This window comes from Streptomyces sp. 378 (genome assembly GCF_030124145.1).
GTDB lineage: Bacteria > Actinomycetota > Actinomycetes > Streptomycetales > Streptomycetaceae > Streptomyces.
This window is the reverse complement of the sequence record NZ_JASKMS010000034.1, coordinates 47,356-68,949: the sequence shown is the minus strand read 5'-3', so window position 1 is coordinate 68,949 and position 21,594 is coordinate 47,356. Positions and strand designations below refer to the sequence as shown.

At 71.4% G+C, this 21,594-nt stretch carries 20 protein-coding genes and 1 pseudogene; 11 read left to right on the top strand and 10 right to left on the bottom strand.

What is annotated here, in order from left to right; all coding sequences use genetic code 11:
• Positions 1 to 18 precede the first annotated feature (18 nt).
• The 6 genes from sepX to galU form a co-directional block, all read right to left on the bottom strand.
• Positions 19 to 1,236 carry a divisome protein SepX/GlpR gene (gene sepX / locus QNO09_RS33350; RefSeq protein WP_283973964.1) on the bottom strand — a complete coding sequence of 406 codons (1,218 nt, stop codon included), beginning with the start codon at positions 1,234 to 1,236 and terminating at the stop codon, positions 19 to 21.
• A 172-nt stretch (positions 1,237 to 1,408) separates the two neighbouring features.
• Complete coding sequence (locus QNO09_RS33345; protein WP_283973992.1) at positions 1,409 to 2,026, bottom strand: GNAT family N-acetyltransferase; 618 nt, start codon at positions 2,024 to 2,026, stop codon at positions 1,409 to 1,411.
• Between the two features lie 26 nt (positions 2,027 to 2,052).
• A complete protein-coding gene (locus QNO09_RS33340; RefSeq protein WP_283973963.1) occupies positions 2,053 to 2,553 on the bottom strand; it encodes a MogA/MoaB family molybdenum cofactor biosynthesis protein in 501 nt (166 codons plus the stop codon).
• Positions 2,550 to 3,059: a cyclic pyranopterin monophosphate synthase MoaC gene (gene moaC / locus QNO09_RS33335; protein WP_283973962.1), complete on the bottom strand. Its 510-nt coding sequence runs from the start codon at positions 3,057 to 3,059 to the stop codon at positions 2,550 to 2,552. Before moaC ends, QNO09_RS33340 begins: the two co-directional genes overlap by 4 nt.
• Before the next feature lie 85 nt (positions 3,060 to 3,144).
• Positions 3,145 to 4,482 carry a molybdotransferase-like divisome protein Glp gene (gene glp, locus QNO09_RS33330; RefSeq protein WP_283973961.1) on the bottom strand — a complete coding sequence of 446 codons (1,338 nt, stop codon included), beginning with the start codon at positions 4,480 to 4,482 and terminating at the stop codon, positions 3,145 to 3,147.
• A gap of 4 nt (positions 4,483 to 4,486) precedes the next feature.
• Positions 4,487 to 5,389 carry a UTP--glucose-1-phosphate uridylyltransferase GalU gene (gene galU / locus QNO09_RS33325; RefSeq protein WP_283973960.1) on the bottom strand — a complete coding sequence of 301 codons (903 nt, stop codon included), beginning with the start codon at positions 5,387 to 5,389 and terminating at the stop codon, positions 4,487 to 4,489.
• Positions 5,390 to 5,482: 93 nt separating this feature from the next.
• On the opposite strand from galU, the gene QNO09_RS33320 reads away from it, so the two are divergent.
• On the top strand, positions 5,483 to 6,106 hold the full coding sequence (locus QNO09_RS33320; RefSeq protein ID WP_283973959.1) for a 5-formyltetrahydrofolate cyclo-ligase: 624 nt from the start codon (positions 5,483 to 5,485) through the stop codon (positions 6,104 to 6,106).
• Between the two features lie 57 nt (positions 6,107 to 6,163).
• Here the strand turns inward: QNO09_RS33320 and QNO09_RS33315 are convergent, their stop codons facing one another.
• Positions 6,164 to 9,001 carry a penicillin acylase family protein gene (locus QNO09_RS33315; RefSeq protein WP_283973958.1) on the bottom strand — a complete coding sequence of 946 codons (2,838 nt, stop codon included), beginning with the start codon at positions 8,999 to 9,001 and terminating at the stop codon, positions 6,164 to 6,166.
• Positions 9,002 to 9,239: 238 nt separating this feature from the next.
• On the opposite strand from QNO09_RS33315, the gene QNO09_RS33310 reads away from it, so the two are divergent.
• The 6 genes from QNO09_RS33310 to mscL all read left to right on the top strand — a co-directional run bounded on the left by QNO09_RS33310 (position 9,240) and on the right by mscL (position 15,090).
• Positions 9,240 to 10,769 (top strand): potassium/proton antiporter, encoded by a 1,530-nt coding sequence (locus tag QNO09_RS33310; protein ID WP_283973957.1) that lies wholly within the window; start codon positions 9,240 to 9,242, stop codon positions 10,767 to 10,769.
• 278 nt (positions 10,770 to 11,047) lie between these two features.
• Positions 11,048 to 12,340, top strand: a complete 1,293-nt coding sequence (locus QNO09_RS33305; RefSeq protein ID WP_283973956.1) for an MFS transporter — start codon at positions 11,048 to 11,050, stop codon at positions 12,338 to 12,340.
• A 67-nt stretch (positions 12,341 to 12,407) separates the two neighbouring features.
• Entirely contained in the window at positions 12,408 to 12,728 is a 321-nt protein-coding gene (locus QNO09_RS33300) for an FmdB family zinc ribbon protein (protein WP_283973955.1), read from the top strand.
• 78 nt (positions 12,729 to 12,806) lie between these two features.
• Positions 12,807 to 13,667, top strand: coding sequence for an S-methyl-5'-thioadenosine phosphorylase (locus QNO09_RS33295; protein WP_283973954.1), 861 nt, complete (start codon positions 12,807 to 12,809; stop codon positions 13,665 to 13,667).
• Positions 13,668 to 13,998: 331 nt separating this feature from the next.
• A complete protein-coding gene (locus QNO09_RS33290) occupies positions 13,999 to 14,508 on the top strand; it encodes a hypothetical protein (RefSeq protein ID WP_283973991.1) in 510 nt (169 codons plus the stop codon).
• A 132-nt stretch (positions 14,509 to 14,640) separates the two neighbouring features.
• Positions 14,641 to 15,090 carry a large conductance mechanosensitive channel protein MscL gene (gene mscL, locus QNO09_RS33285; protein WP_451523785.1) on the top strand — a complete coding sequence of 150 codons (450 nt, stop codon included), beginning with the start codon at positions 14,641 to 14,643 and terminating at the stop codon, positions 15,088 to 15,090.
• A 16-nt stretch (positions 15,091 to 15,106) separates the two neighbouring features.
• Here mscL and QNO09_RS33280 read toward each other — a convergent pair whose 3' ends face one another.
• Complete coding sequence (locus QNO09_RS33280; protein ID WP_030845027.1) at positions 15,107 to 15,286, bottom strand: hypothetical protein; 180 nt, start codon at positions 15,284 to 15,286, stop codon at positions 15,107 to 15,109.
• Between QNO09_RS33280 and QNO09_RS40110 the strand changes: the two are divergent.
• The 4 genes and pseudogenes from QNO09_RS40110 to QNO09_RS33260 form a co-directional block, all read left to right on the top strand.
• Positions 15,285 to 15,563: pseudogene (locus tag QNO09_RS40110) on the top strand (low temperature requirement protein A); the annotation flags it as partial. The gene QNO09_RS33280 and the pseudogene QNO09_RS40110 overlap by 2 nt on opposite strands.
• A 76-nt stretch (positions 15,564 to 15,639) precedes the next feature.
• Complete coding sequence (locus QNO09_RS33270) at positions 15,640 to 16,668, top strand: P1 family peptidase (protein WP_283973952.1); 1,029 nt, start codon at positions 15,640 to 15,642, stop codon at positions 16,666 to 16,668.
• Positions 16,669 to 16,873: 205 nt separating this feature from the next.
• Positions 16,874 to 18,100: a L,D-transpeptidase gene (locus QNO09_RS33265; protein ID WP_283973951.1), complete on the top strand. Its 1,227-nt coding sequence runs from the start codon at positions 16,874 to 16,876 to the stop codon at positions 18,098 to 18,100.
• Between the two features lie 191 nt (positions 18,101 to 18,291).
• Positions 18,292 to 19,038 (top strand): DUF6227 family protein, encoded by a 747-nt coding sequence (locus tag QNO09_RS33260; RefSeq protein WP_283973950.1) that lies wholly within the window; start codon positions 18,292 to 18,294, stop codon positions 19,036 to 19,038.
• 185 nt (positions 19,039 to 19,223) lie between these two features.
• Here QNO09_RS33260 and QNO09_RS33255 read toward each other — a convergent pair whose 3' ends face one another.
• Both QNO09_RS33255 and QNO09_RS33250 read right to left on the bottom strand, forming a co-directional pair.
• On the bottom strand, positions 19,224 to 19,379 hold the full coding sequence (locus QNO09_RS33255) for a hypothetical protein (protein WP_283973995.1): 156 nt from the start codon (positions 19,377 to 19,379) through the stop codon (positions 19,224 to 19,226).
• 140 nt (positions 19,380 to 19,519) lie between these two features.
• On the bottom strand, positions 19,520 to 21,574 hold the full coding sequence (locus tag QNO09_RS33250) for a PTS fructose transporter subunit IIABC (RefSeq protein ID WP_283973949.1): 2,055 nt from the start codon (positions 21,572 to 21,574) through the stop codon (positions 19,520 to 19,522).
• Positions 21,575 to 21,594 lie beyond the last annotated feature (20 nt).

Genomic DNA, 21,594 nt, shown 5'->3' with positions numbered 1-21,594 from the left:
ACCTGCGGCTTCGTGGCTCTACTCGTTGGCGGCCCGGGGACGCTCGCCGTCCTCGTACTGATCGAACAGGGGGGTGCGGCCGCGCTCCCGGGCCCGCCGGGCGGAGGCAGCTCGGCGGGCGTCGGTGCGGCCGTCGCCGTCGCCCGCCTCCTCCTGGGCGGGGTGGTCCGGCTCGCCCGGGTGGTCGGCGGCACCGGAGTCGTCGTCGTCGTTCGGGGCGACGGTGCTCGACCGGGCCGAGCTCCAGGTGTCGGGGGCGCCGAGGTCGACGTCACTGGTGGCCCGCGGGGCGACCGGAGCCGTCACGTACGTCGGCAGGGGCACCGGCACCGGCTCCCAGCTGTCGCCGCCCTGACCGGGCCGCCGCTGCCGCTCGCGCTGCTGGTCGACCCACTCCGCGTGGTCGGTCTGCTCGACGAGGGCACGCCGGTCCGCCGCGAGGGCCGACAGACCGGGCTCGGTCGCCGGCCCTGGTCCCTCCTCCGGTTCGTCGATCTCCTCGTCGGCGACGGCACGCCGGCGGGGCTGGCGCTGGCGCTCCCGCAGGCGCTGGGCCGCGGCCTCGGCCATGCGGCGGTCCATCTGATAGGTGAACCGGCGCCGCTCCTGGGAGCGGAGGTAGGCGATGTAGACGCTGAGCATGACCGCGGGCACGCCGGGTGCCCACAGGAAGGCGAGTCCCCCCACGGCGGCGACGACCGCGCCGAGGGTGAAGGCGAGGAACAGCATGATGGTGGTGCGCCGGCGGCGCGCGAGCACCTTCGAGCGCCGGGCCCGTGCCGCGGCCGCCTGGTCCGCCTGCGCCGAGGCGCCGCGCCGGGCTGCGGAGACCCGCTCCCGGGGACGCCCGGTACGCGCCGCGTGGGGTGCGGGCGACTGGCGGGCCGGGGGTTCGGGTGCCGTCGGGCGGGCCGGCTGCTCGGGGGCGGGCGACGGGACGGGCGCCTGGGCCTGCGGACGGGTCTTGGACACGGCGAAGGCCCGGACGTCCACCGAGTCGGTGACGGCGTCCAGGTCGTCGGCGCCCTGCTCCCCCTCGTCGGCGAAGCGGGTCCGCAGGTCCTTGGCGTACCGGCGCTCCATTCCCGCCCGTCCGGACAGCAGCCGGATGGCGGTGCTGAAGCGTTCCGTCGGACGGGCCTCGTTCAGCTCGTCCTGCCTACGGAGCCACATCGGCACCAAGTAGGCGGCCCAGGCCCCGACAATGACTGCGTAGATGAGGCCGCTGCTGCTCACGCCTCACACCGTAGAGGGGTTTGCGTGAGGCCATCTGCCAATTGGGCCGGTGTGTCGCACGATCTGGCTGATATTTCGAACTTTTCTTGTGATCGATGCGATCAGCAGACCGCCCAGGCCGGGAATTCCTTGCCCTGAGATGGTCACCGGTCGATCAATTTCGAACACTTATTCAATTTCCGGGGTGATGCCGCATTCCCGGATTACTCTGCGATCGTGCCCGCTGCCAGCGCCTCAGCAACCCGTCCGGCACCTCCTCCGCGGTGAGGGCGAAGACGAGATGGTCGCGCCAGGCCCCGTCGATGTGGAGATAGCGCGGCCGCAGCCCTTCCTCGCGGAATCCGAGTTTTTCCACGACCCGGCGGCTGGGCCCGTTCTCGGGGCGAATGCAGATCTCGATGCGATGCAGTCCGACGGTGCGGAAACAGTGGTCGGTCACGAGCGCCACCGCCGTCGGCATCACCCCGCGGCCGGCCACCGACTCGTCCACCCAGTAGCCGACGTGCCCCGAGCACATCGAGCCCCAGGTGATCCCGGCGACCGTCAACTGCCCGACCAGCCGCCCCTGGTAGTCGATGACGAAGGGCAGCATCCGGCCCGCGTTCGCCTCCGACCTCAGATGGCGGACCATCTGGCGGAAGGTCGGACGGTGTGCCATCGGCCCACCGGGCGTGGGCGGCGGGATCGTCGCCTCCCAGGGGCGCAGCCAGTCGCGGTTGCGCCGGTTGACCTCGCGCCACGCCCGCTGGTCGCGCAGCTTTATCGGCCGAAGGACGATGTCGCCGTCCACCAGCTCCACGGGCCAGGAGGGGCTGTTCAGCTGGCACCCCCACTGCCCGGTCCGGGGTGGTCGCCGCCCCTGAGCTGTTCGACGGCATGCACGAGCAGCGGCTCCAGGACGGCGAGGCCGTCCTTCACACCGCCGCTGGAGCCGGGCAGATTCACGATCAGTGTCCCGCCCGCCACTCCGGCCAGGCCCCGGGAGAGCGCCGCGGTGGGCACCTTCTCCCGGCCGAACGCCCTGATCGCCTCGGCGATGCCCGGCACCTCGTGGTCGATCACGCGGCGGGTGGCCTCGGGGGTGCGGTCGGTGGGCGAGATGCCCGTGCCGCCCGTGGTGACGATGACGTCGTAGCCGGCGTCCACGCCGGCGCGCAGGGCGGCCTCCACCGGGTCCCCGTCGGGGACGACCTGGGGGCCGTCGACCTCGAAGCCGAAGCCCTTCAGGCCGTCCGAGATCAGAGGGCCGCCCCTGTCCTCGTAGATCCCGGCGGCGGCCCGGTTCGAGGCCGTGACGACGAGAGCGCGATAGGTCATGCCCGGCTCCAGTCGCCCGACTTGCCGCCCGTCTTCTCCTCCACCCGTACGTCCGTGATGACCGCTCCCTTGTCGACCGCCTTGACCATGTCGATCACGGTGAGCGCGGCGACGGAGACCGCGGTGAGGGCTTCCATCTCGACACCCGTGCGGTCCGTCGTCTTCACGGTGGCCAGGATCTCCACGGCGTCGTCCGCGACCGACAGGTCCAGTTTCACACCGGACACCGACAGCGGGTGGCAGAGCGGGATCAGATCGGGGGTGCGTTTGGCGCCCATGATCCCGGCGATCCGCGCGGTCGCGAGGGCGTCGCCCTTGGGGACGCCCTCGCCGCGCAGCAACTCGATCACGCGGGGCGAGACGAGAACGCGTCCGCTGGCGCGGGCGGTGCGCGCGGTCACGTCCTTCTGCGACACGTCGACCATGCGGGCGGCGCCCGCCTCGTCGATGTGCGTCAGCCGATCCGGCGTACGGCCGTCGTGCGGGGGTGGGTCCTGCGTGCTCATGCTGTGTGGCGCTCCCGGTCCGGGCCCGTCGCGGTGCGGCGCACGGGCCTGTTGTGCGCGACACGGTACCCCCAACCAGCGCCTCTCAGCCGAGCAGGACCACCTCGACCTCGGTGCCGGGCTCGACGGAGACGGTGTCCTCGGGGACGGCGATCAGGGCGTCCGCGTGGGCGAGGGCCGCGATCAGATGGGATCCGGCGCCGCCCACCGGGGTGACCTTGCCGTCGGCGTACGTGCCGCGCAGGAACTGGCGGCGGCCCTTCGGGGAGGTCAACGCCCGGTCGGCCGTCAGGGTCGCCCGCACCGTGGGGCGGTGGACGTCCTTCAGCCCCATGAGGGTGCGGATCGCGGGGCGGACGAACAGTTCGAAGGAGACGTACGACGAGACCGGGTTGCCGGGCAGGGCCAGCAGCGGGGTGTGGTCGGGGCCGATGGAGCCGAAGCCCTGGGGCTTGCCGGGCTGCATGGCGAGCTTGCGGAAGTCGATGCCGCTGCCGGCCTCGTCCTCGTCGCCGACGTGGGAGAGGGCCTCCTTGACGACGTCGTACGCCCCGACGCTCACGCCGCCCGTGGTGACCATCAGGTCGGCGCGGACCAGCTGGTCCTCGATGGTGGAGCGCAGGATCTCGGCGTCGTCGGCGACGGCGCCCACGCGGTAGGCGATGGCGCCGGCGTCGCGGGCGGCGGCGGTGAGGGCGAAGCTGTTGGAGTCGTAGATCTGGCCGGAGCCCAGGTCCGTGTCCGGCTGGACGAGTTCGCTGCCCGTGGAGACCACCACCACGCGCGGGCGCGGGTGTACGCGGACGGTGCCGCGGCCGATCGCGGCGAGCAGGGCGATCTGGGGCGGGCCGAGGATCGCGCCGGCCTCCAGGGCGCGGTCGCCGGCCTTCACGTCGCTGCCCTTCGCGCGCACGTGCGCGCGGGCCTCGGCCGGGCGGTACACGTGCACGTGCCCCATGGCGCCCTCGGGGCCCAGGCTGCGGGCGCGCATGCCGTGCACCGGGCCCTCGCCGAGCCCGCCGTCGGTCCACTCGACGGGCACGACCGTCTCGGCGCCGGGCGGCAGCGGGGCGCCGGTCATGATGCGGGCGGCCTGGCCGGGGCCCACGTGGAGCAGTTCGGCCTGGCCCGCGGCGACGTCCCCGACGACCTCCAGGGCCGCCGGGAACTCCTCGCTCGCGCCCGCCACGTCCGCGACCCGTACCGCGTAGCCGTCCATCGAGCTGTTGTCGAAGGGCGGCAGGGACACCGGCACCGTGATGTCCTCGACGAGGACGCAGCCCTGGGCGTCGAGCAGCTTCAGCTCGATGGGTTCCAGGGGCCGGACGGTGGCGAGGATGTCCTCCAGGTGCTCGTCCACCGACCACAGGTGGTCGGGGCCCGAGTGGTCCTGGCCGGTGACGCGGGGCGCGGCGCTGCTCAACGTGCTACATCTCCTCGGCTACGTAACTGCGAAGCCAGGTCCGGAAGTCCGGGCCCAGGTCTTCACGTTCGCATGCGAGTCGGACAATGGCACGCAGGTAGTCCCCGCGGTCGCCGGTGTCATAGCGGCGGCCCTTGAAGACGACGCCGTGCACGGGGCCGCCGATCTTCTCGTCCTCGGCGAGCTGCTGGAGGGCGTCGGTGAGCTGGATCTCGCCGCCGCGGCCCGGCTCGGTCCGGCGCAGTATCCCGAAGATGTGCGGGTCGAGGACGTAGCGGCCGATGATGGCGTAGTTGGACGGGGCGTCGGCCGGGTCGGGCTTCTCAACGAGGCCGCTGATCCGGACGACGTCGCTGTCCTCGGTGGTCTCCACGGCGGCGCAGCCGTAGAGGTGGATCTGCTCGGGGGCGACCTCCATGAGCGCGATGACGCTGCCGCCGCGCTGCTCCTGGACCTCGACCATGCGCTGCAGCAGCGGGTCGCGGGGGTCGATGAGGTCGTCGCCGAGGAGGACCGCGAAGGGCTCCTCCCCCACGTGCGGGGCGGCGCACAGGACGGCGTGGCCGAGACCCTTGGGGTCGCCCTGGCGCACGTAGTGCATGGTCGCGAGGTCGCTGGACTCCTGCACCTTGGCGAGACGGCCGGCGTCGCCCTTCTTCTGCAGGGCCGATTCCAGCTCGTAGTTGCGGTCGAAGTGGTCCTCGAGGGGGCGCTTGTTGCGGCCCGTCACCATGAGGACGTCGTCGAGACCCGCCGCGACGGCCTCCTCGACCACGTACTGGATCGCGGGCTTGTCCACGACCGGCAGCATCTCCTTGGGAGTGGCTTTGGTGGCCGGCAGAAACCGGGTGCCGAGGCCTGCTGCGGGAATGACAGCCTTGCTGATCCGAGGGTGCGACTGAGTCATGTCCGCCACCCTAACCGGTGCCTTTGGATGGAATCTGCGGCTCCGGTTCATAGGCGCTCATATGAGCGTATTGCGACGGTACGGGAGCAACCATTGAGGTCCATCGCACGTCCGGGCGAGCCTGACAAGCGGAGTTTGCGGCGCGAGATCCTCGCGGTGAGAAGCAGGTTGACGGCGGGTGACCTGCGGGAAACGTCGGCCGCGCTGGCCGGGCGGGCGCTGGAGCTGCCCGAGTTGGCGCGGGCCCGGACGGTGGCGGCGTACGTCTCGGTGGGGAGTGAACCCGGCACGTTCGCGCTCCTGGACACGCTGCGCGCCCGGGGCGTGCGCGTGCTGCTGCCGGCCCTGCTGCCCGACAACGACCTCGACTGGGGCGAGTACGAGGGAGAGGGCGCGCTCGCGCGTGTCCGGCACGGTGGCCGCATGGCCCTGTTCGAGCCCGCGGGCGAGCGCCTCGGGCCGGACGCCGTGACCACCGCCGACGCCGTGCTGCTGCCGGGGCTCGCGGTCGACGCGCGCGGGATGCGGCTCGGGCGGGGCGGCGGCTCGTACGACCGGGTCCTGGAACGGCTGGAGCGGGCGGGCGCCCACCCCGCCCTGGTGGTGCTGCTGTACGACTTCGAGGTCGTCGAGCACGTCCCGGAGGAGCCGCACGACCGGCCCGTGCACGCGGTGGTGACACCGTCGGGGGTGCGGCGGTTCCGGCCGGAGTCCTGACGCGAAAGGGCCCTCCACGCGTGCGTGGAGGGCCCTACGGCTGCCGGTGTCAGCGGCTCACGGTCTGAGCACCAGCTTGTCGGCCGTGCTCTTCTCGACCGCCTGGTCCGAGAACGACCAGGGCAGCAGCTCGCCGTCGGCCCACTTGTCGGTCTGGTCGACGTAGTGGGCGTTGTAGGCGTGCCCGGAGGCGCCGGTGAGGTTGATCCAGCGGGACTTGTCGAGGTCGCCGAGGTTCACCACCATCCGCATGGACGGCACCCACACCACCCCGTAGCCGCCGGCCGCGTTCCAGCCGGTCGCGTTGACCGTGGCCTCGCCGCCGCCGAGCTCCCAGGGGCCGCGGTTGAGGGCGTACCGGACGAAGCCGGGACCCGCGGTGCCGAGGGTCTGGTTCTTCAGGAACAGGCGGTGCAGCCGGCCCCAGCTCCAGGAGTCGATGTCCTTGCCGAGCTTGGCGGTCAGCTCCCAGCGTGCGTCGATCATGGCCCGCTTGAAGAGGTCGTCGCGGTTGTCGGCGCCGGGGCGGCTCTTGCTCACCTCGGGCGTCTTCCACCAGTCGCTGTCCGGCTGGCTCATGAGCCCCCGGACCACCTCGAACCAGCGGTCGCCGCCGTCCGGCTGCGCCCGCTCGGGGTCGCGCTGACCGCACTCGCGGACCTTCTCGGCCTCGTCGGCGGGGCCGGTGATGTTGACCGGCTCGACCCACAGGCACTGGCCCTTGGGCCGCAGCTCCTTGGGCAGCTTGTTGCCGAAGGCGAGCTTGAGGATGTTGCGCCAGACGGCGTTGAAGTAGGCCGCTGCCGCCGAGTCGGCGTCCTGGGTGTAGTCCCAGCCCTCGAGGAGCTTCTGCGCCTCGCGGACGTCCTTGTTCCCGGGGTCGATCTTCAGCAGCGTGGGCACCAGCAGCCGGGCGATCTCGCTGCTGTTGTCCAGCTGCATCTGACGCATGTCGTCCGTGGAGATCTTGCCGCCGTCCTTGATCTTCGACTGGATCAGGTCGGTGATCCGCTGGCTGCGCGCGCCGTAGCCCCAGTCCGTGGTGAGCGTGTACGGGTACTCGTCCGGGTCGATCACGGCCTGGTTGGCGGTGACGATGTAGTCGCGGTCCGGGTTGTACTCGTAGGGCAGCGCGCCCTGCGGGATGTAGCCGGTCCAGCGGTACTTCGGGTCCCAGCCGGGCGCCGGGATGGAGCCGTTGTCGCTCTCCTCGCGCAGGGGGATCTTCCCCGGCAGCGTGTAGCCGATGTTGTTCTCGGTGTCGGCGTAGATCAGGTTCTGCGAAGGCACCTCGAACTGCGCGGCGGCCTTGCGGAAGTCGGTCCAGTCCTTCGCCCTGTTCATGGCGAAGACGGCGTCCATGGTGGTGCCGGGCTGCAGCGCGGTCCAGCGCAGCGCGACGCCGTAGCCGTCGCCCCTGTCGGGTGCGGCGGTGTCGACGGTGGCCTTCTTGCCGACCTTCACGAGCTCCTCGTCGCGGTCGGACAGCAGGGGCCCGTTGTTGGTCTCGCGGACGACGATCTTCTTCGGCTCGCCGCCGGCGACCTTGATGGTCTCCTCGCGGGTCTCGAAGGGCTTGACCTTGCCGTCGTAGAGGTAGCCGTTGCCGGTGATCTTCTCCAGGTAGAGATCCGTGACGTCGACGCCGGAGTTGGTCATGCCCCAGGCGATGTCCTGGTTGTGACCGATTATCACGCCCGGCATGCCGGCGAAGGTGTAGCCGCTGACGTCGTACTGGCACGCGCTGGAGACGCTGCGGCAGTGCAGGCCCATCTGGTACCAGACCGACGGCAGGGACGGCGACAGGTGCGGGTCGTTGGCCAGCAGCGGCTTGCCGGTGATGGTGTACTTCCCGCCCACGACCCAGGAGTTGGAGCCGATGCCGTCGCCGTTCACGCCGACGGCCGGCGGGAGGTCGTCCAGGACCCGGGTCAGGCCGCCGAGCTGGCTGTCCAGGCCCGCGGTGCCCGAGGCTCCGGAGGCGGTGCCGCTCGCGCCGGCCGTGCCGGACGTGCCCGAGGCGGCGCCCGACGTCCCGGAGCCGCCGGACGCCGTGCCCGCGGTGCCGGTGGAGGTGCCGCCGGTCCCGCTCGTGCCGGACGTGCCGCCCTGTTCGAACGCCTGGGTCAGCTCGTTGTACTGGCCCTCCTGGACGATGGCCTTGTTCCGGTTGTACGGGTACCGCGGGTACAGGTCGGCGATCTGCTTCGGGCCGAGGCGGCTGGTGAGCAGGGCGCGGTCGATCTCGTCCTGCATGTTGCCGCGCAGGTCCCAGGCCATCGCCTTCAGCCAGGAGATCGAGTCGACCGGGGTCCACTTCTCCGGCTTGTAGTCGTTGGTGAAGCCCAGCGCCGCGTACTCCAGGGAGATGTCCTCGCCGTCCTTGCCCTGGAGGTAGGAGTTGACTCCCTCCGCGTACGCCCGGAGGTACTTCTTCGTGGTGGCCGACAGCTTGGTGTCGTACTCCTGCTTGGCGACCCGGTCCCAGCCGAGGGTGCGCAGGAACTCGTCGTTGTCGACCTGGCTCGTGCCGAACATCTCCGACAGCCGTCCCGAGGCCATGTGGCGGCGGACGTCCATCTCGTAGAACCGGTCCTGCGCCTGGACGTAGCCCTGCGCCATGAACAGGTCCGCGTCCGAGGAGGCGTAGATCTGCGGGATGCCGTAGTCGTCGCGCTTGACCTCGACGGGACCCGAGAGGCCCTTCAGGGTGAGGGTGCCCTTGGTCTGCGGGAAGGAGGCCCGGACGGTACTGATGGACCAGTACGACCCGTAGGCCACGCCCCCGATGAGGGCCAGCACCAGGACGAGCACGAAAAGGCGGGCTTTGCGCCCCTTTCTCCTGCCGGACTTGCCGGGCTGCTGACCCGTGGAGGCGGTGGTGTTGGGGGGCATCGCTGTCCTTGCTGTCCTAACGCGAGCGGCAGGTTCGGCTGTGCTTTTAACTGAGCGCTGGAGCAACGATAGGCGCAGGGCCTTGCGCCCCTTGACGCGGAGTCGGGAACCGGCGCGGACGGACGTTCGATCTTGCCCCAAGAAGTGTCAAGAAATCGTCAAGAGTTAGGTAAGGTAACGAAGTAGTTGGCGCGATGCGCCACAGCTTCATGTGCGATGTACGTGAGCCCACACGCGCGTGCGTGCGGGCCAGGGAAGGATTCGGCCGCTGACTGTTCACCACCTCAACCAGCTCCTGCTCGTCTGCTCGCTCGTCCTGCTCATCGCCGTCGCAGCGGTACGGATCTCCTCGCGCAGCGGGCTCCCCAGCCTGCTCGTGTACCTGGGGATCGGCGTCGCCATGGGCCAGGACGGCGTGGGCGACATCCACTTCGACAACGCCGAACTGACCCAGGTCATCGGATACGCGGCCCTGGTCGTGATCCTGGCCGAGGGCGGTCTGGGCACGAAGTGGAAGGAGATCAAGCCGGTCCTGCCATCGGCCTCCGTGCTGGCGCTGGCCGGTGTCGCGGTGAGCGTCGGGGTCACGGCGTCGGCCGCGCACTATCTGATCGGGCTGGAGTGGCGGCAGGCGCTGATCATCGGGGCGGTCGTCTCCTCGACCGACGCGGCGGCGGTGTTCTCCGTGCTGCGCAAGATCCCCCTGCCCGCACGCGTGACGGGCACGCTGGAGGCGGAGTCCGGCTTCAACGACGCCCCGGTGGTCATCCTCGTGGTGTCCCTGTCCACGGCGGGCCCGGTCGAGCAGTGGTACGTGCTGCTGGGCGTGATCCTGCTGGAGCTGGCCATCGGCGCGGCCATCGGGCTCGCGGTGGGCTGGCTGGGCTCCCTGGGGCTCAGGCACGTGGCGCTGCCCGCCTCCGGCCTCTACCCGATCGCCGTCATGGCGATCGCCGTGGTGGCGTACGCGGCGGGCGCGCTGGCCCACGGCAGCGGCTTCCTCGCGGTGTACCTCGCCGCGATGGTGATGGGCAACGCCCGGCTGCCGCACTGGCCGGCCACCCGCGGCTTCGCCGACGGCCTCGGCTGGATGGCCCAGATCGGCATGTTCGTCCTGCTCGGCCTGCTGGTCACCCCGCACGAGCTGGGCGACACCATCGTGCCCGCCCTCGTGATCGGGCTGGTGCTGACCGTGGTGGCGCGGCCGCTGAGCGTGATCCTGTGCCTGTCGCCGTTCCGGGTGCCGTGGCAGGAGCAGACACTGATGTCCTGGGCGGGGCTGCGCGGAGCCGTGCCCATCATCCTGGCGACCATCCCGATGGTGGAGGGCGTCGACGCCAGCCGCCGGATCTTCAACATCGTCTTCGTGCTGGTCGTCGTCTACACCCTGGTCCAGGGCCCGACGCTGCCCTGGCTGGGCCGCAAGCTGCGCCTCGGGGACGGCTCGGAGGCCGCCGACCTCGGCATCGAGTCGGCGCCGCTGGAGCGGCTGCGCGGGCATCTGCTGTCCGTGGCGATCCCCCACGGATCGAAGATGCACGGCGTGGAGGTGGGCGAACTGCGGTTGCCGCACGGCGCCGCCGTGACGCTGATCGTGCGCGGGGGCGAATCCTTCGTCCCGCTGCCGACGACGATATTGCAGCGGGAGGACGAGCTGCTCGTCATCGCCACGGACCCCGTCCGGGACGCCACCGAGAAACGGCTGCGGGCCGTGGGGCACGGCGGCAAGCTGGCCGGCTGGCTGGGGACGGGCGGGGCGAGCCGGTGAGGGGCCGGTGGGGGGCATTTCGCACCGTTTGCGATTGACAGGGTGAGCACCTCCATGGTGCTCACTTTCACAGGCGTGCGAGCCCTTGATCCCTGTACGATGAAGGCGTTACCCAGATCGAACCAACTCTGCCTGACGCAGAGCTGGCGCGACCGTATGGCGGTCGGGACACCCCTCCTCACCGGGCCCCGGCATCTACCGCAGTTCCGCGCAAGAGGACAGCTCTCGGCGCCGCCCCCCACGGGGCCGCGCTACCAGGCGGCAGAAAGGCACGGGCCGTGGCGTCCACGGTCACCTCGAAGGCGTCGGAGAACCCGTCGGCTTCCGCCCGCCCGGGATACGGCCGGCTGCTGCGCACCCGCGGCGCCTGGGCGTTCCTGCTCCCCGGTTTCGCGGCACGCCAGCCGTTCGCGATGCTGACCATCTCCATCGTGCTGCTGGTGCAGCACACCACCGGCTCGTACGGAGCGGCGGGCGCCGCCGCGGCCGTCACCGGTGTCTCCATGGCCCTGTTCGCGCCCTACAGCGGCCGCCTCGCCGACCGCTACGGGCAGCGGATCGTGCTGATCCCCGGAGTGCTGCTGCACGCGCTGTCCGGGCTGACGCTCACCGCGCTCGCGCTGCTGGACGCGCCCCTGTGGGCGGTGTTCGCGGCGGCCGTGCCGACCGGCGCCTCGGTGCCGCAGGTCGGCCCGATGGTGCGGGCCCGCTGGGGCGTGAAGCTCAAGGACTCGCCGCTGATGACCACCGCGGCGGCCTTCGAGTCCGTCACCGACGAACTGACCTTCGTGGTCGGACCGCTGCTGGCCACCGCCCTGTGCACGGCCGTCGACCCGGCCGCCGGACTCGTCACCGAGGCCTCGCTGACCCTGGTCGGCGGTCTGCTGTTCGCCGCGCAGAAGAGCACCCAGCCCTCGGTCGCCCCGAGCGGGCACGCGCGCGTGGAGCACGTTTCGGCCCTGCGCGTCCCCGGGGTGCGCGTGCTGATCGTGACCTTCCTGGGCATCGGCACCGTCTTCGGCGGCATGCAGGTGTCGCTGGCCGCGTTCACCGAGTCGATCGGCGAGCCGGGCCTGAACGGCGTCCTCTACGGCGTCTTCGCCGCGGGCAACATGCTCTCCGGCGTGGTCTGCGGCGCGATCGCCTGGAAGGCGGCCCCGCAGCGCCGCCTGGTCGTCGGCTACACGGCGCTCGCCCTCACCGCCTCGGGCCTGTGGGCCGCCCACTCGGTGCCGGTCCTCGCCGGCCTCGGCCTGCTGGTCGGCATGTGCATCGCGCCCGCCCTGATCACCGGCTACACCCTGGTCGAGAGCCTGGTCGCTGCCGGCGCCCGCACCGAGGCCTTCACCTGGCTGACCGGAGCGGTCGCGCTCGGCCAGGCCGCCGCCGTCACCGTGGCCGGACAACTGGAGGACCGGTTCTGGTCGGGCGCCGGTTTCCTGGTGCCCATGGGCGGCGCGGTGCTGGCCCTGGTGACCCTCCTGGCGCTGCGTTCCCGGCTCGCGGCGCGGGGCAACGGCCGGACCGTCGCACGTGGCGTGGGTCACCGCGTGCCGGTGTCAGTGGACTGAGCGGCCGGAATACGTCACTATGGATCGTCGTTAGCACTCATCGAGTGAGAGTGCCAGGAGGAAGACAGTGCCCACCTATCAGTACCAGTGCACCGCGTGCGGCGAAGGCCTCGAGGCGGTGCAGAAGTTCACCGACGACGCCCTCACCGAGTGCCCCCAGTGCGAGGGCCGCCTGAAGAAGGTGTTCTCGGCGGTCGGCATTGTCTTCAAGGGCTCCGGCTTCTACCGGAACGACAGCCGCGGCTCCTCGTCGAGCAGCTCCCCGGCGAAGTCGTCGAGCGGCGGATCTTCCGGCTCGTCGTCCTCGGACTCCGGCTCGTCGAGCTCCGGTTCGAGCACGTCGTCGAGCTCCGGCAGCTCCTCCAGCAGCAGCACCACCGCCGCGTAAGGCCTGATTCTTACGGAACCCTGTCGCCCTCCGGGCGACGGGGTCCTCGGTGTTTCCGCGTGCGGTTAGGGTGCGGGCATGGCGAACAAGGCGAACGTGACGGACAGGGGTGGCGCCGGGATCGGCGTCATCGGCGGCTCGGGGTTCTACTCCTTCCTCGACGACGTGACCGAGATCCAGGTCGACACCCCGTACGGGCCGCCGAGCGACTCGCTGTTCCTCGGTGAGGTCGCCGGTCGGCGGGTCGCCTTCCTGCCGCGGCACGGACGCGGCCACCACCTGCCGCCGCACCGGATCAACTACCGGGCCAACCTGTGGGCGCTGCGCTCGGTCGGCGTGCGCCAGGTCCTCGCCCCCTGCGCCGTGGGCGGTCTGCGCCCCGAGTACGGGCCGGGCACGCTGCTCGTGCCGGACCAGCTGGTCGACCGCACCAAGTCCCGCGCGGGCACCTATTTCGACGGTCTGCCGCTGCCCGACGGCTCGGTGCCGAACGTGGTGCACGTGTCGCTGGCCGACCCCTACTGCCCCGCCGGGCGGGCCGTCGCGCTGAAGGCGGCACGAGGCCGGGACTGGGAGCCGGTGGACGGCGGCACGCTGGTCGTCGTCGAGGGGCCGCGCTTCTCGACCCGTGCCGAATCGTTGTGGCACCAGGCTCAGGGCTGGTCGGTCGTGGGCATGACCGGCCATCCCGAGGCGGCGCTCGCCCGTGAGCTGGAGCTCTGCTACACCTCCCTGACCCTGGTCACCGACCTCGACGCGGGTGCGGAGACCGGGCAGGGTGTCTCGCACGACGAGGTGCTGCGGGTGTTCGCGGCGAACGTGGACCGGCTTCGCGGCGTGCTGTTCGACGCGGTGGCCGGGTTGCCCGGCGAGGGCGAGCGGGACTGCCTGTGTGTGGGTGCGCTGGGCGGCATGGATCCGGGATTCGCGCTGCCGTAGGGGTTCGCATCGCCGGACGAACGTCGAGGCGGATGCACACGCGGGACCCGGAAGTCACCGTTCGGGTGAGGGAGTCACCACCCGGCCCCCGCCTGTCCACAGGCCGTGCGGGTGCCCACGCGAGAGCCGGAAGTCACCGTTCGGGTGAGGGAGTTGTCCACAGGCCGGGGGTGGGTCCACAGGCCCGAGCGGGCGGCGTCCGGAGGCCTCATCGTGGGGAGCGCAAGCCGGTCCCTCGTCGCAGGTGGTGGTCTCCGTGTCCCTCGCTCGATCCTCGGTCGTCCCCTCGTCTCCCTCCTGGTCCGTCGCCCCGTGCCCGCCCGGCGCCGAGGTGCCCGCGACCCGTGAGGTGCCGCGGTTCGATCCGGTCCGGGTTCGCGGCGGCCACCGACCGGGCCGGCTCCTACGGCACCGGCGGCGGGCCGTGGCCGCCGGACTCGCCGTCACCGCGACGGCGCTCGTGGCGGCGGGCCCGCGCGATGCCGACGGGGCGCGCGGTCATCCCCCTCGTCCCCCGGCCCACACGGCCTCGACGTCCGGGGCGCGGCCCGCGCACCCGAGCGGTGCGGGGCCGGTGACGGCTCCGATCCGGATCTCCGACGCCGCCACCGTGCGGCTGCTGCGGCCCGGCGACCGGGTCGACGTCATCGCCGCCGAGGAGACGGTCTCCGGCGGCGATGCCCGGGTGGTCGCGCGCGGAGCCAGGGTCACGAAGGTGCCGGAGCCGATGGAGGGCGCGGGCGACAGCGGGGCGCTGGTCGTGCTGTCGGTGCCGCGAGCCACGGCGGCGAGGCTGGCCGGTGCGAGTGCCACGGCACGGTTGGCGGTGACGCTGTGGTGATCGTGTGCATGATCTCGTCAAGGCCCTCGTTCGAGGGACCTGGTTGCCCTGTTCGGCCCAACGGTGACGTAGGTTGCGGAGCGTTTTGTTCCACAAGCTGCTTGTGCGAGGAGAGGCCCCGAGGTGAGCGAGATGAAGGAGCCGAGCGTCTGGCAGGGCTTCAAGGCCTTCCTGATGCGCGGGAACGTGGTCGATCTGGCGGTGGCGGTGGTGATCGGCGCCGCCTTCACCAACATCGTCAACGCCCTGGTGAAGGGGATCATCAACCCGGTCGTCGGAGCGATCGGGACCAAGAACCTCGACCACTACAGCTCATGTCTGAGCTCGACCTGCGAAGGCGAGCAGGGCATCCAGATCCTGTGGGGGTCCGTGCTCGGCGCCGCCCTGAGCTTCGTGATCACCGCGGCGGTCGTTTACTTCCTGATGGTCCTGCCCATGTCGAAGTACCTGGCCCGCCAGGAGGCCCGCCGGAAGGCGAAGGAGGGCGCGCAGGAGGTCCTCGAGGTCACCGAGCTGGAGGTCCTGAAGGAGATCCGGGACGCCCTGGTCGCCCAGCGCGGCTCGGGGCACGACCGGCGGTAGCGGCGCCGCGGGCGGCTCAGAGGTGGTGGGGCGGCTTCTCGTCGAGGAAGCGCTTGAGGTCGGCGGCGCTGCCGCCGGAGTCGGTGCGCTCGCCCCAGCCCCGGTCGGTGTCGTCGGAGGACTGCTGGTCGAGCGGGTCGTCGAAGACCAGCGCGGGCTTCGGCTCGCGCGGCTCGGGGCCGGGGACGGTACTCATACGACCAGGGTACGGTCGCGGAGAAGATCCCCGCGCCTTCTGCTCTGCTGGGACGCATGACCGCCGGCCCCGCTCCCCGCCCGTCCCCTCCGGCGCGCCCGGCGGGAGGGGACCGCTGCGCCGGCTCCGGGCCCGTGGCCGCGACGAGGCGCACCGGACGGCCTCGCCGCTGGAGCTCTTCTTCGACCTGTGCTTCGTCGTGGCCGTCGCGCAGGCGGGCATCGAGCTGGTGCACTCCGTCGCCGAGGGGCACGCGGGCCGGGGGATCGTCGACTACGAGGTCAGTCGGCTGACGAGGCACCGACCGGCTCGCCGTGCCCGCCGGGGCCGGCGGCTGGACGACACTGTGGCTTATGACAGTTGACGCACTGACGGATGTCGCCGGCCTGCGGGTGGGGCACGCGACACGCACCGGCGACGGTTGGCTCACCGGCATCACGGTCGTGCTCGCCCCGGAGGGCGGGGCCGTGGCCGCCGTGGACGTGCGGGGCGGCGGACCCGGCACCAAGGAGACGGACGCGCTGGATCCACGCAACGTGGTGCGGAAGGTGGAGGCGGTCGTGCTGACCGGCGGCAGCGCGTACGGGCTCGACGCGGCATCGGGGGTGATGGCCTGGCTCGAGGAACGGGGGCGCGGGATCCGGGTCGGGGCCGACCCGGCACATGTCGTGCCGGTGGTGCCCGCAGCCTGCGTCTTCGACCTGGGGCGGGGCGGTGACTTCCGGGCACGGCCGGACGCGGCGACCGGCCGTGCCGCGGTCGAGGCCGCCGCGGCGAGCGAGCTCGGCGCACCCGTGGCGCAGGGGTGCGTGGGCGCGGGCACGGGAGCGGTGACCGGGGTGGTGAAGGGCGGCATCGGCAGCGCGAGCGCGGTGCTCGACTCGGGGATCACGGTGGCCGCGCTGGTGGTGGCCAACGCGGCGGGGTCGACGGTGGATCCGGAAACGGGGGTGCTGTACGGGGAGTTGTTCCATGGGCGGGTGGAGTATCCGGAGGCGGAGGTCCACGCCGCCGCGCGGCGGCGTCTCGCCGAGACGGCCGCGCGGAGCGCGCCGCCCCCGCTCAACACCACGCTGGCGGTGGTGGCCACGGACGCCGACCTGACGAAGGCGCAGGCGCAGAAGCTGGCCGGCACGGCGCACGACGGCATCGCCCGGGCGGTGCGTCCGGTGCACCTGCTCAACGACGGGGACACGGTGTTCGCGCTGGCGACGGGGGACCGCGCACTGGACGCCGCGAACCCGCTGGCCCTGAACGAGATCCTCGCGGCGGGCGCGGACATGGTGACGCGTGCGATCGTGCGGGCCGTACGGGCCGCGGAGCCGGTCGACGGCCCGGGCGGGGCGTGGCCGTCGTACGGGGAGTTGTACGCGGGCCGCTGAACCGGGCCCGCGGCGCTCAGCGGATTCCACAGCCGCCGCCCGGCCTCCGGGCACTCAGCGGATCCACAGCCGCCCCGGAATTTGTCGCGGTTCTGTCACGTGACGGCCTTCATGAGGAACGGACGGAACCCGACCGGCTCCCCGGCACCTCTTGCCTCACGTACTGGAGCGGATCACGCGCCATCACACGAACTGGGAGCAGCCCGTGACAACGCCGAACATTTCAGCGCGGCGCACTCTGGGGGCCTGTGCCGCCCTGGTGGTCGGCGCCCTGACGCTCACCGCCTGCGGTGGCAGCGCCAACGCCAAGGACGACGAGAAGAACGGCAAGGGCGGCAAGGGCGGCACCAAGACGTCCGTCGCGAGGATCGCCATCTCGGCCAAGGACGGTTCGACCGGAGCGTCCATCAACAGCACCGGCGTGAAGGTCAGCGACGGAAAGCTGACCGACGTGAAGATGACGGTCGCGGGCACCGACCAGACGGTCGCGGGCTCCGTCTCCGCCGACGGCGAGGTGTGGAAGCCGAAGGAACAGCTGGAGCGCGGGACGAAGTACCAGATATCGGCGACCGCCAAGGACGCGGACGGCAAGACCGCCGCGGCCAACTCCATCTTCACGACGGTGACGACGTCGAACAGCTTCATCGGGACGTACACGCCGGACAACGGCACGACGGTCGGTGTGGGCATGCCGGTGTCGTTCACCTTCGACAAGGCGATCACCGAACGCAAGGACGTGCAGTCGCACATCACGGTGACGTCCAGCAGCGGGCAGAAGGTCGTCGGGCACTGGTTCAACGGGCAGCGGCTGGACTTCCGGCCGCAGGAGTACTGGAAGGCCGGCTCCAAGGTCACGATGAAGATCGACCTGGACGGCGTCGAGGGCGCGAACGGCGTGTTCGGCGTGCAGAAGAAGACGGTCACCTTCACCGTCGGGCGTTCGCAGGTCTCCACGGTCGACGCGAACACGCAGACCATGACGGTCGTGCGGGACGGCAAGACCCTCAAGTCGGTCCCGATCTCCGCCGGCGACGCGCAGCACACCACGTACAACGGGCAGATGGTGATCTCCGAGAAGTTCGTCCAGACCCGGATGAACAGCCGGACGGTGGGGCTGGGCGGTGAGTACGACATCCCGGACGTGCCGCACGCGATGCGCCTGACGACGTCCGGTACGTTCCTCCACGGCAACTACTGGTACAACAAGGGCAATCCGCCCTTCGGCCGCCAGGGCACCAGCCACGGCTGCGTGGGTCTCGCGGACGTCCGGGGCGCCGGGGGCGACACGCCCGCCAAGTGGTTCTACGACAACTCCCTGATCGGGGACGTGGTGATCGTGAAGAACTCCCCCGACAAGACGGTGGCGCCGGACAACGGGCTCAACGGATGGAACATGGCATGGAGCCAGTGGGTCGCGGGCAGCGCGTCCTGACTGACCGTAAGACCATCTGAAAGATCGTCCCATCTGGGGTTTTTGACGCACCGAACGGGCCGCGCGGGAACTTTTCGCGCGGTCCGCGCGTTTTCCCGGACGTACGTTTTCTCGGTTCCCGGACATGATGTCCGACCGAGGGGCTACGGTATGCACCCACAAGGTGACATGCAGCAACGCCGGGAGAAACCTTGAGCGTTCCGTACGAGACGGCAGCGTACGAACCCCACGACTCGCCCGAGTCTCCGGAGGAGCACCTCGCGCGACTCCTCGGCCGCGCCCTGAACTCCTTCGAGCTACCGGACGAGACGATAAGGCGCCTGGACTGTGCGCTGGCGCACGACGGTTCGCTGCACTCCGCGCACCACAGCGCGGGTCTGCACCGGGAGACCTACCGGCACACGTGGCTGCTGGCCGACGGTTCGGCACTCACCCTCTGGGAGCTCGTCCACAACACCGCGCCGGGCAGCGAACCGCAGCACGAGGTGTACGTCGACGAGGAGGAGCTGCGCGCCGCCACCACGCGGCTGCCGCTGCCGCCGGACACCCCGGACTTCGAACTGCCGGTGACGGTGCAGTTGTCCCCGGCCCCCACGCCCCGGCACGCCTACGCCGGGGAGAACTCGGCGGACCACGCGCGCAGGTTACTGCGCCGGGCGGAGAACGCGGACCGGCCGGGCCCGGACACGGCGGCCCTGCTGGCCACGGCGTCGGGGCACCAGATCACCCAGGCGTTCGGCCGGCCGTGCCGCGCGGGCCGGGCGGGGCTGGGCTTCTCGCTCTACGAGCACGCGTTCCTGCTGCGCGACGGCGAGGAGGTCTCCCTCTGGGAGGTCGAGCACACGGCGACGCCGGACGGGCGGCACATGTGCGAGGTGTACACCAGCGAGGACGCGGCACGCGAGGCGATGGAGCGGCGAGCGGCGCAGCTGTCCTGAGCCAGGGCCGGCGTTGGGATCGTCCCGGCGTCGCGGGGTCTGGCACGCACATCTGCCGCGTTGTCGTCACGCGCCGACGCCTCCGCGTCGACTCCCACCTCCGCCTTGCAGCCGCACGCACCAGACCCCGCTCGGGTCGGCCGCACGGCGCTGTACCTCACGCCGGCCTGATCCAGACGCTAGGCCTAGAGCCTGTCGCCGAGTTGGCGTACCAGCTCGGCGAAGGCGGCTCTCTCCTCCGTGGTCAGTTCCACGGACTCCGACCGGGAGCCCGTCTGCCGCTGTTGCGGGAGGGCGGGGAGCGGGTGGCCCTCGGGCCACCGGGAGACGTGCTCGGGCATGCGCCCCAGTAGACACCACGGCCCGGGACTTCGGTCCCGGGCCGTGATTTTCGTGATCTATCTCGCAGGTGGCATGAACGGTTCACACACCCCGAAAGGGGCGAACCTCCATCACTTCACCGCTTCACCGCATCAGCGCTTCACGCCGCGACGGGCTGCTTGGTCTCCGCCGTGCGGACCGCGCCGTCCTCACCGGAGGCCGGTGCGGCACCCGGGGCAGGCTTGCGCAGGCCCTTCAGGACGACGACGAGGGCCGTCGTGACGCAGACGCCCGCGGCGATGGCGACCAGGTAGAGGAACGCGTTGCCGATCAGCGGGACCACGAAGATGCCGCCGTGCGGGGCGCGCAGCGTGGCGCCGAAGGCCATCGACAGGGCGCCGGTGACCGCGCCGCCCGCCATGGAGGCCGGGATGACGCGCAGCGGATCGGCCGCGGCGAAGGGGATCGCGCCCTCGGAGATGAAGGAGGCGCCGAGCACCCAGGCGGCCTTGCCGTTCTCGCGCTCGGTCCGGGTGAAGAGCTTGCCGCGCACGGTCGTCGCGAGAGCCATGGCCAGCGGCGGGACCATGCCGGCCGCCATCACCGCCGCCATGATCTTCATCGCCGAGTCGCTCGGGGCGGCGACCGCGATGCCGGCCGTGGCGAAGGTGTAGGCGACCTTGTTGACGGGGCCGCCGAGGTCGAAGCACATCATCAGGCCGAGGAGGGTGCCGAGCAGGATCGCGTTGCTGCCGGACAGGCCGTTCAGCCAGTCGGTCATGCCCTTCTGCGCCTCGGCGATGGGCTTGCCGATGACGACGAACATCAGGAACCCGACGATCAGCGAGGAGATCAGCGGGATCACCACCACCGGCATGATGCCGCGCAGCGCCGCCGGGATGTTCACCTTCTGGATCGCCATCACCACGCCACCGGCGATCAGACCGGCCGCGAGACCGCCGAGGAACCCGGCGTTGATGGTCAGGGCGATCGAGCCGCCGACGAAGCCGGGGACGAGACCGGGCCGGTCGGCCATGCCGTAGGCGATGTAGCCGGCCAGGACCGGGACGAGGAAGCCGAAGGCGACGCCGCCGATCTGGAAGAGCAGCGCGGCCCAACTGTCGGCCTGGGTCCACAGGAAGTGGTCCATCACCGAGGGCGCCTTGTTGATCTCGTAGCCGCCGATCGCGAAGCCGAGGGCGATCAGCAGACCGCCCGCCGCGACGAAGGGCACCATGTAACTGACGCCGGACATCAGCCACTTGCGCAGCTTGGTGCCGTAGCCCTCGCCGGAGTCACCGGAGCGCTCCACCGGAGTGGCCGGGGCGGATCCGGAGGTGACCTCACCGCGGGCGGCCTTCTCACGGACCTCGGCGATGAGTTCGGCGGCGCGGTTGATGCCCGCCTTCACACCGACGTCGACGGTCGGCTTGCCGGCGAACCGCTCCTTCTCCCGTACGGGCACGTCGTGGGCGAAGATCACGGCGTCCGCCGCCGCGATGACCTGCGGGTCGAGCCGGGTGAAACCGGCCGAGCCCTGCGGCTCGACGGTGAGTTCGACGCCCGCCTCCCGGCCGGCGTTCTCCAGCGACTCGGCCGCCATGTAGGTGTGGGCGATGCCGGTGGGGCAGGAGGTGACGGCGACGATGCGGAACGGGCGCTCGGTGGACGGTTCTTCAGCGGTGGTGTCGTCGGTGACCGTGGCGTCGGCGGGAGAGGCCGCTCCCGCCGACGCCACGGCGTCTGTGGAACCCGCCGGTGCGGGTGCGTCCGGCTCGTCGCCGCGGATCAGGGCCGCCGCGGCCTGCGCGTCGCTCACCGCGCGCAGGGCGTCGGTGAACTCGCTGTTCATCAACTGCCGGGCCAGCGACGACAGGATCGTCAGATGGGCGTCGTCGGCGCCGGCCGGCGCGGCGATCAGGAAGATCAGGTCGGCGGGGCCGTCCGGGGCGCCGAAGTCGATGCCGTCGGCGCTGCGCCCGAAGGCGAGCGTCGGTTCGGTGACGTGCGCGCTGCGGCAGTGCGGGATGCCGATGCCGCCGTCGAGGCCGGTCGGCATCTGGGCCTCGCGGGCGGCCACGTCGGCGAGGAAGCCGTCCAGGTCGGTCACCCGGCCCAGGGCCACCATGCGCTCGGCGAGGGCACGCGCCGCCGCTTCCTTGGTGTCGGCCGAGAGGTCGAGATCGACCAGGTCCGCCGTGATCATGTCGCTCATCGCGGGCTCCTTAGCACGCG

Bases quoted from the DNA above. Each gene is read 5' to 3' on its own strand.
- QNO09_RS33250 (WP_283973949.1), bottom strand. From the start codon at position 21,574: ATGAGCGACATGATCACGGCGGACCTGGTCGATCTCGACCTCTCGGCC.
- moaC (WP_283973962.1), bottom strand. From the start codon at position 3,059: ATGAGCACGCAGGACCCACCCCCGCACGACGGCCGTACGCCGGATCGG.
- QNO09_RS33255 (WP_283973995.1), bottom strand. From the start codon at position 19,379: ATGCCCGAGCACGTCTCCCGGTGGCCCGAGGGCCACCCGCTCCCCGCC.
- QNO09_RS33270 (WP_283973952.1), top strand. From the start codon at position 15,640: ATGACAGTTGACGCACTGACGGATGTCGCCGGCCTGCGGGTGGGGCAC.
- galU (WP_283973960.1), bottom strand. From the start codon at position 5,389: ATGACTCAGTCGCACCCTCGGATCAGCAAGGCTGTCATTCCCGCAGCA.
- QNO09_RS33340 (WP_283973963.1), bottom strand. From the start codon at position 2,553: ATGACCTATCGCGCTCTCGTCGTCACGGCCTCGAACCGGGCCGCCGCC.
- QNO09_RS33295 (WP_283973954.1), top strand. From the start codon at position 12,807: ATGGCGAACAAGGCGAACGTGACGGACAGGGGTGGCGCCGGGATCGGC.
- QNO09_RS33315 (WP_283973958.1), bottom strand. From the start codon at position 9,001: ATGCCCCCCAACACCACCGCCTCCACGGGTCAGCAGCCCGGCAAGTCC.
- mscL (WP_451523785.1), top strand. From the start codon at position 14,641: ATGAAGGAGCCGAGCGTCTGGCAGGGCTTCAAGGCCTTCCTGATGCGC.
- QNO09_RS33280 (WP_030845027.1), bottom strand. From the start codon at position 15,286: ATGAGTACCGTCCCCGGCCCCGAGCCGCGCGAGCCGAAGCCCGCGCTG.